7 protein-coding genes are annotated in these 6,470 nt (G+C 71.2%); 6 read left to right on the forward strand and 1 reads right to left on the reverse strand.

Annotated features, from left to right (window positions below; translation table 11 throughout):
• The first annotated feature begins 51 nt into the window (after window positions 1-51).
• Both ACFU7D_RS01290 and ACFU7D_RS01295 read left to right on the forward strand, forming a co-directional pair.
• Entirely contained in the window at window positions 52-717 is a 666-nt protein-coding gene (locus tag ACFU7D_RS01290; RefSeq protein ID WP_378862250.1) for a hypothetical protein, read from the forward strand.
• Entirely contained in the window at window positions 714-2,285 is a 1,572-nt protein-coding gene (locus ACFU7D_RS01295; protein WP_378862252.1) for an acyl-CoA ligase (AMP-forming), exosortase A system-associated, read from the forward strand. The genes ACFU7D_RS01290 and ACFU7D_RS01295 overlap by 4 nt, the downstream gene beginning before the upstream one ends.
• Before the next feature lie 3 nt (window positions 2,286-2,288).
• Here ACFU7D_RS01295 and ACFU7D_RS01300 read toward each other — a convergent pair whose 3' ends face one another.
• Window positions 2,289-2,954, reverse strand: a complete 666-nt coding sequence (locus ACFU7D_RS01300) for a polysaccharide deacetylase family protein (protein WP_378862255.1) — start codon at window positions 2,952-2,954, stop codon at window positions 2,289-2,291.
• 122 nt (window positions 2,955-3,076) lie between these two features.
• Between ACFU7D_RS01300 and ACFU7D_RS01305 the strand changes: the two genes are divergently transcribed.
• From ACFU7D_RS01305 to ACFU7D_RS01320, 4 genes are read left to right on the forward strand one after another with little or no spacing between them, the layout of a single operon-like run.
• Complete coding sequence (locus ACFU7D_RS01305; protein WP_378862258.1) at window positions 3,077-4,015, forward strand: glycosyltransferase; 939 nt, start codon at window positions 3,077-3,079, stop codon at window positions 4,013-4,015.
• Complete coding sequence (locus ACFU7D_RS01310) at window positions 4,012-4,875, forward strand: hypothetical protein (RefSeq protein ID WP_378862261.1); 864 nt, start codon at window positions 4,012-4,014, stop codon at window positions 4,873-4,875. Before ACFU7D_RS01305 ends, ACFU7D_RS01310 begins: the two co-directional genes overlap by 4 nt.
• Window position 4,876: 1 nt before the next feature.
• Window positions 4,877-6,070, forward strand: a complete 1,194-nt coding sequence (locus tag ACFU7D_RS01315; RefSeq protein WP_378862264.1) for a pyridoxal-dependent decarboxylase, exosortase A system-associated — start codon at window positions 4,877-4,879, stop codon at window positions 6,068-6,070.
• 28 nt (window positions 6,071-6,098) lie between these two features.
• On the forward strand, window positions 6,099-6,365 hold the full coding sequence (locus ACFU7D_RS01320; protein WP_378862267.1) for an acyl carrier protein: 267 nt from the start codon (window positions 6,099-6,101) through the stop codon (window positions 6,363-6,365).
• Window positions 6,366-6,470 lie beyond the last annotated feature (105 nt).

Consider the following 6,470-nt stretch of genomic DNA (forward strand, 5'->3'; position numbering starts at 1 on the left):
TCCGCGTTCGGGGAGCCGCTCGCGGGGCTGTTGCGCCGGGACGATTGTCGGGTGAAGCTCGAGCTCCGATCCCGACTGGTGGACTCTCCCGCGTCCTTGGGCGCCACGCTTCGGCTGCGACGCTGGGAGAGGTTCACGTCGCTCTTCCCCGACATCGCCGACATGAAGGTGCTCGACGTCGGCGGCACCACCGAGTCCTGGCTGCGGGCACCGGTACGTCCTGCGCACGTCGTCGTGCTCAACCTCACCGAGCCAGGGGATGGTGAGGATGGCTGGTTGACGCCGGTGGCCGGAGACGCCTGCGACGCGCGCAGCGCGTTGGAAGGCGCGGGGGCACCGGTGGCGTACGACCTGGTGTTCTCCAACTCCCTGCTCGAGCACGTCGGCGGCCATGCCCAGCGGTCCAGGCTGGCCGAGCAGATCCGTCAGGCCGCGCCGCGGCACTGGGTCCAGACGCCCTACCGGTACTTCCCGATCGAGCCGCACTGGCTCTTCCCCGGGATGCAGTTCCTGCCGATGGCGCTCAGGGCCCGGGTCGCCGAACGCTGGCCGCTGGTCCACACGCTGCCCGCCTCACGGGCCGAGGCGATGGCCGATGTCCAGTGGACCGAGCTGGTCGGGAGGACCGAGATGCGCTCCTACTTCCCCGACTCCGAGGTCCTCAGCGAGCGGCTCCTCGGTCTGACCAAGTCGATGATCGCGGTGCGGACGCGATGAGGACGGTGCTCCACTCGCTGTTGCGCGAGCATGCCGAGTCGCGACCCGACGCCCCTGCGCTCTCGTACAAGGGCATCACGCAGAGCTACGCCGAGGTCTGGGCCTCGGCGTGCGCGATCGCCGCCGGACTCGGCGATCTCGGCCTGGCTCGGGGGGACCGCTGCGCGATCTTCTTGGAGAAGCGACCCGAGACGGTCGCCTCGATCTTCGCGGCCACGGCGGCGGGCGGCGTCTTCGTGCCGGTCAATCCGCTGCTCAAGGCCGGCCAGGTCGCTCACATCCTCGACGACTGCTCGGTCAAGGTGCTCATCACCTCGAGAGAGCGGCTGGTCCTGCTCCGCGAGGAGCTGAAGAGGTGCGAGGCGCTCGAGCACATCGTCCTGGTCGGCGACAGGGTCCCTGATGAGGTCGGACTCGACATCGCGGTGCACGCCTGGGCCGACGTGTTCCCGGCCGGCGCCTCCGCGCCTGCCGACCCGACGATCGACCAGGACCTGGCCGCCATCCTCTACACCTCGGGCAGCACCGGGAAGCCGAAGGGCGTGGTGCTGAGCCACCGCAACCTCGTGGCCGGCGCCGAGAGCGTCAGCAGCTATCTCGGCAACGGGCCCGAGGACGTCATCCTCTCCGTGCTCCCGCTCAGCTTCGATGCCGGCCTCAGCCAGATCACCACCGCTTTCGCGGCCGGAGCACACGTGGTGCTGATGAACTATCTGCTGCCCGGCGAGGTTCCTGCCCTGTGCGCCGAGTACGGCGTGACGGGGCTGACCTGCGTACCGCCGCTGTGGCTGCAGCTGGCCGGCGTCGAGTGGCCGCCGGAGGCGCGGGAGAGCCTGCGCTACTTCGCGAACACCGGGGGCCGGATGCCGCGGGCCACGCTGCAACGGCTCCGCGAGCACTTCCCGACGGCGCAGCCGTTCCTGATGTACGGACTGACCGAGTCGTTCCGCTCCACCTATCTCGACCCGGCCGAGGTCGACCGCCGGCCGGACTCCATCGGCAAGGCCATCCCCAACGCGGAGGTTCTCGTCGTACGCCCGGACGGCACGCCGTGCGAGCCCGGCGAGGAGGGCGAGCTGGTCCATCGTGGCGCACTGGTGGCCCAGGGCTACTGGGGCGACTCCGTGCGGACCGCCGAACGGTTCCGGCCGCTGCCGCGGGAGCAGGCCTCGTGGCGTACGCCCGAGCTGTGCGTGTGGTCCGGGGACCGAGTCGTGGCGGACGAGGAGGGTTTCCTCTACTTCGTCGGGCGCCTGGACGACATGATCAAGACCTCCGGCTACCGGGTCAGCCCGACCGAGATCGAGGAGGTCGCCTACGACACCGGCCTGGTCCGCGACGCGGTGGCGCTCGGCCTGCCCGACGACCGGCTCGGGCAGCGGATCGTGCTGCTGGTGACGCCTCCCGCGGGAGAGGCGGAGATCGAGGCCGACCGGCTGCTGACCGCGCTGCGCCGTGCGATGCCGCCCTACATGGTTCCCTCGACCATCGACGTACGGCCCGAGCTTCCGCGCTCCCCGAACGGCAAGTTCGACCGCGTCCTGATTCTCGATGTCCTGACGTCGTGAACGTCAGCGCAGCCGCTTGACCAGGCCTGCCGCCTGGCGTTCCACCCTCTTGGCGATGCCCTGCCCGTTCAGGATCTGGCTGCGTACGCTGGCCCCGTCGTCGTCCGCGGTGACGCTGAACCTCGGCTGCAGCCAGGCGCCGGCCACCGCGTGAGCACGGTCGCTGGAGTAGACGTGCTCATAGCCCAAGTGGCGCAGGTGGCGCAGCGTGGTGCGGTCGTAGCGGCCGAGCGGGAGCGCCGCCTCGTCCACCGTCTCGCCGGCCGCCATGGTGATCTGCTCGCGTGCCTGGATCAGCTCGCGGCGTACGCCCGCGGAATCGAGGCCGCGCCAGCTGACGTGGTCCATGCCGTGGGTGCCGATCCGCATGCCCGCCACCCGGAGGAGCCGGATGTCGAGGCGGTCGACGCTTCCTGGCTTCCCCAGGCGTCCCGCCAGCACGAAGAAGGTCGCGCTCAGGCCGCGGGCCAGCAGGCCCGGCAACCCGAACGCGACGTCGGAGTGGTTGCCGTCGTCGAAGCTGATGCGCACCTCGGGGCGGCCGGCGACGGCATCGAGGATGTCCTCGTAGGCGTCCTGGCTGATCCAGTAGCGGTCCTCGCCCGGCTCCAGCTCGCGCTCGGGCTCGCCGATGCCGTGGAAGCAGATGTTGGTCACGTGGGTGGGCATGTTCGTCACGCTAGGGATCCGGAGGCCTTGTCCGGCCTACCTTTGCGAAGGCCTACCTCATACGGGGGATCTGCGGTCGGGAGGCGGTTCCGGCGGGGGTGGACGCGGCTGAGACTCATGACGTGTCGCTCCCGATCCGAACCATCGCAGTCGTGGTGGTGACCTACAACAGTGCTCACCTGCTGGCCGATCTCGTCGGCTCTCTGCCCGGTGGGCTCGCCGGCCTCGGGTGGCGGTTGGTGGTCGCCGACAACGCCTCCGCCGACGACACCGTCGCGACCGCGCGCCGCATCGCGCCGGACGCGACCGTCGTCGAGACCGGTCGCAACGGCGGCTACGCCGCCGGGATCAACGCGGGTGTCGCGGCGGCCTTCGCCGCGGATCCGGACGTCGACGCGGTGCTGGTCCTGAACCCGGACGTACGCCTCGAGCCGGGCTGTGTCGCGGCGCTGGCGCGCGAGCTCGTGCCCGGGGTCGGCGTGGCCGTGCCCCGGCTGGTCGACGCCGAGGGCCGGCTGATCGAGTCGATGCGTGGCGCCCCGAGCCTGGTGCGGGCCTTCGCGGACGCCGTGGTCGGTGCCAACCGCGCCGGCCGCGTCCGGTGGGCGGGGGAGGTCGTGGTCGACCCGGCCGAGTACGACCGCGGCCAGGACACCGACTGGGCCGAGGGGTCGACGCAGCTGATCAGCGCCGAGTGCTGGCGCGCGTGCGGCTCCTGGGACGAGTCCTACTTCCTCTACTCGGAGGAGACCGAGTTCCACCTGCGCGCTCGCGACCGGGGCTTCCGGGTGCGGTTCGTGCCCGCCGCGCGCGCCGTGCACCTCGGTGGCGAGTCCACCACCTCACCGGGCCTGTGGGCACTCCTGGTCGCCAACCGGGTGCGGCTCTTCACGGTTCGCCGCGGGCGGGTCCAGGGGGCCGCGTACTGGCTGATGGTGCTGGCCCGCGAGTGCAGCCGGGCGCTGCTGGGGAAGCAGACGTCGCGACGTGCCGTACGCACCCTGGTCAGCCCTCGCCGGATGAGCGCCCCGCGTGGGCCGGAGTGGGTGGCGAGCGCATGAAGGCCGTGCTCGCCCCGATCACCGCCGACGACCTCCCGGCCGTCTCGACGTTCCTGCACGAGCAGCTGAACCCGCGGGTGCAGGAGCTGGAGTGGACCCAGGCGCTGCGGGTGCCCTGGGACGTACCCCAGCCCAACCACGGGTTCTTCCTCGCCGAGGGGGAGCGGGTGGTCGGGGCCTACCTCGCCTACTACTCCGATCGGAGGGTCGGCGCGGAGACGCTCCAGGTCTGCAACCTGGGCGCCTGGTGCGTGCTCGACAGCCACCGTCATCAGGGGTTGCGGCTGCTGACCACGCTGCTCAAGCAGCCCGGCTACGAGTTCACCGACTTCTCGCCCTCGGGCAACGTGATCGCGCTCAACCGGAAGCTCAAGTTCACGGACCTGGACACGACCACCTCGCTGGTGCCGGCCCTGTCGCCCGGCGCGTTGCCGAGGCGGCACGGGGTGCGGGTGAGCAGTCGTCCCGACGTACTCGACTCGGTGCTGCAGGGCGAGGAGCGGGACCTCTATGCCGACCACCGTGCCGCGGCGGCGGCCCGGCACGTGGTGCTGAGCACGGGGTCCGAGCACTGCTACGTCGTGGCCCGCAAGGACACCCGCAAGGGCGTACGCGCCTTCGCCTCGGTCCTCTACGCGAGCAACCCGGGGCTGCTCCGGCGGCACGCACCACGGCTGGCCTCGCACCTGCTGACCCAGCACGGCGCCGCGGCGACCCTGGTCGAGAACCGGGTCGCGGGCGGGGCGCCGAGCGGTTCCTACCGGCTCTCGCGGTCGCGGCCGAAGATGGTGCGCAGCGACGCCCTCGACCCCGCGCGGGTCGACTACCTGTACAGCGAGCTGACATGTCTGGAGTGGTGAGATGACGTACGCCGGCGGGCCGACGGTCGCAGGACTGGCCGTCTCGAGGTTGGCCGAGCGGGTCGGCTCGACCCCGTTCTTCGCCTACGACCGGGCCGCGATCGACGCCCGGGTCGCCTCGCTGCGGTCCGCGCTTCCCGATGACGTGCACCTGAGCTATGCGGTCAAGGCCAACCCGATGCCCGCGGTGGTGCAGCACCTGGCCCGCACCGTCGACGCACTCGACGTCGCCTCGGGGGCCGAGATGCGGGTGGCGCTCGACACCGGGACGGATCCGGGCGCGGTGAGCTTCGCGGGGCCGGGGAAGTCGGTCGGCGAGCTGTCCCAGGCCGTCGCGGCCGGGGTGCTCGTCGAGATCGAGTCGCCGCTGGAGGCCGACCGCCTGGTCGAGGCCGCCGAACGGCTCGGGATCCGGCCGCGGGTCGCGGTGCGGGTCAACCCGGACTTCGAGGTCAAGGGCTCCGGGATGCGGATGGGCGGCGGCGCCCAGCAGTTCGGGGTCGACGCCGAGACGGTGCCGCTGCTGCTCAAGACGCTGCACGACCGCGACGTCGAGGTGGCCGGCTTCCACGTCTTCTCGGGCTCCCAGAACCTGCACGCGTCGATCCTGGCGGAGGCTCAGGAGCGCACCGTCGACCTCGTCCTGCGGCTGTCCGGTGATCTCGCGGAGCCGATGACCTACCTCAACATCGGCGGCGGCTTCGGCATCCCCTACTACACCCAGGATCAGCCTCTCGACCTCCCGCTGGTCGGCTCGCGGCTCGAGGAGCTGCTCGCCGCCCGCGTACGTCCCGCGCTGCCGTCCGCGCAGGTCGTCATCGAGCTCGGCCGCTATCTCGTCGGCGAGGCCGGGGCCTATGTGACCAGGGTCGTCGACCGCAAGATCTCGCGTGGCAAGACCTTCCTGATCGTCGATGGGGGCATGCACCACCAGCTCGCCGCCTCGGGCAACTTCGGCCAGGTCATCCGCCGCAACTACCCGATCTCCGTCGCGGCCGCCGAGGCGGGCGAGGAGGAGAGCGTGCAGGTCGTCGGCTGCCTGTGCACGCCCCTGGACCTGCTCGGCGACAAGGTCAGCCTGCCGCGCGCCGAGGTAGGCGATCTGGTCGTGGTGCACCAGGCCGGGGCGTACGGCCTCACCGCCAGCCCGACCGCCTTCCTGAGCCACCCCGTACCGCTCGAAGTTCTCGTCTGAAACCCAATCTCCAACCCAAGGGAGTCCCATGACCATCGACACGACCGACGCGACCCTCGTCAGCGTCGCCGAGGCGATCACCGAGGTGATCGGCCCCGACCACAGCGCCGGCACCCTGACCGCGGACACCCTGCTCTTCGGCTCCCTGCCCGAGCTCGACTCGCTCGCCCTCGTCGAGCTGATCACGGTCCTGGAGGACCGCTTCGCCTTCGAGATGGACGAGGACGACATCAACGCCGAGGTCTTCGAGTCCGTCGGGTCCCTGGCGGAGCATGTACGCGGGCAGTTGGGTTGACACCGCCCCCGCTGGCCGAGCTGTCCCGCTGGTCGAGCCGCGAGCGCTAGCGAGCGTGTCGAGACCAACACGGTCCCCTCCGCGCTCGATGGGACCGTGTTGGTC

Source organism: Nocardioides sp. NPDC057577 (assembly GCF_042801335.1).
Lineage (GTDB): Bacteria > Actinomycetota > Actinomycetes > Propionibacteriales > Nocardioidaceae > Nocardioides.

Excerpts from the sequence above, each read along its gene's own strand:
- ACFU7D_RS01310 (WP_378862261.1), top strand. The coding sequence starts at position 4,012 with ATGAAGGCCGTGCTCGCCCCGATCACCGCCGACGACCTCCCGGCCGTC.
- ACFU7D_RS01320 (WP_378862267.1), top strand. The coding sequence starts at position 6,099 with ATGACCATCGACACGACCGACGCGACCCTCGTCAGCGTCGCCGAGGCG.
- ACFU7D_RS01295 (WP_378862252.1), top strand. The coding sequence starts at position 714 with ATGAGGACGGTGCTCCACTCGCTGTTGCGCGAGCATGCCGAGTCGCGA.
- ACFU7D_RS01315 (WP_378862264.1), top strand. The coding sequence starts at position 4,877 with ATGACGTACGCCGGCGGGCCGACGGTCGCAGGACTGGCCGTCTCGAGG.
- ACFU7D_RS01300 (WP_378862255.1), bottom strand. The coding sequence starts at position 2,954 with ATGCCCACCCACGTGACCAACATCTGCTTCCACGGCATCGGCGAGCCC.